Source organism: Rhizobium giardinii bv. giardinii H152, from assembly GCF_000379605.1.
Taxonomy (GTDB): Bacteria; Pseudomonadota; Alphaproteobacteria; order Rhizobiales; family Rhizobiaceae; genus Pararhizobium; species Pararhizobium giardinii.
This window is the reverse complement of record NZ_KB902655.1, coordinates 1-1,093: the sequence shown is the minus strand read 5'-3', so window position 1 is coordinate 1,093 and position 1,093 is coordinate 1. Positions and strand designations below refer to the sequence as shown.

The window sequence follows — 1,093 nt, the reverse complement described above, 5'->3', positions numbered from 1 at the left end:
CAGGGTATTCTTGGCACACCGGCTCTGATTGCCGCCCATGTCGTGCTCGCCCTGCCCTTCGTGACCCGCATGGCGGCAACGTCCCTTGCCAATTTCGACGGAAATCTTGATCGCGCGGCCCAAAGCCTGGGCGCCTCCAAGCGCCAGAGGCTGCAGCATATCGTGTTGCCGATGATCAAGCCGGGGGTGCTGTCGGGGGTCACTTTCGCCTTCATCATCTCGTTCAACAACATTCCGCTTTCAGTCTTTCTCGTCCGCCCCGGCGACACGACACTGCCGATCGCGGTGATCAACTATCTCGAATACAGCCTCGATCCTGTGATGGCGGCCGTCAACGTCGCGTCGATGATCTTTATCCTGGCGGTGATTTTCCTATTCGAGAAAATCGGTGGTTTCTCGGCCCAACTGCATGGTGGAAGCAAATGAACAATTACGACATTGAACTTGTCTCGGTGAGCAAATCCTTTGCCGGCCTACCGGTGGTCAAGGACCTCGACCTTCACATTCCGCGCGGCGAATTCGTCAGCATTCTTGGACCCTCCGGCTGCGGCAAGACGACAACGCTCAACATGATCGCGGGATTCAACACGCCGAGTAGTGGCGATATTCGAGTTCGGGGAAAAAGTCAGACACGCGTCCCGCCGGAACGACGCAATTTGGGGCTCGTGTTTCAGAACTACGCGTTATTTCCCCATATGACCGTGGCCGAAAATGTCGGCTTTGGGCTTCGCATGCGCGGCACGCCCAAGGCCGAAATCGGGCCGGCCGTCGAGGCCGCTTTGCGTAGCGTTCGCCTCGATGGCCTGGGCGCGCGTTACCCAAAGGCCCTTTCGGGTGGCCAGCAGCAGCGGGTTGCCCTGGCCCGCGCCATCGCTCCTCGGCCAACGGTGTTGCTTCTCGATGAGCCGCTCTCCAACCTTGATCTGAAGCTGCGCGAGGCTATGCGCATCGAGCTCAAGGAAATTCACGAACAGCTGGGTATGACGTTCGTTTATGTCACCCATGATCAGGAGGAGGCGATGGCCATGTCCGATCGGATCGTGGTCATGTGGCAGGGCGCCATCGCTCAGCAGGGAGAGCCTAATTCGATCTA

The 1,093-nt window shown here is 58.6% G+C and carries 2 protein-coding genes; both read left to right on the top strand.

Annotated elements, in window-relative coordinates; translation table 11 throughout:
- Positions 1 to 426: ABC transporter permease (locus A3AY_RS0113705; protein WP_018326233.1), on the top strand; the 426-nt coding region annotated here is incomplete at its 5' end.
- Positions 423 to 1,093: ABC transporter ATP-binding protein (locus tag A3AY_RS0113700; RefSeq protein ID WP_026203417.1), on the top strand; the 671-nt coding region annotated here is incomplete at its 3' end. The genes A3AY_RS0113705 and A3AY_RS0113700, both read left to right, overlap by 4 nt.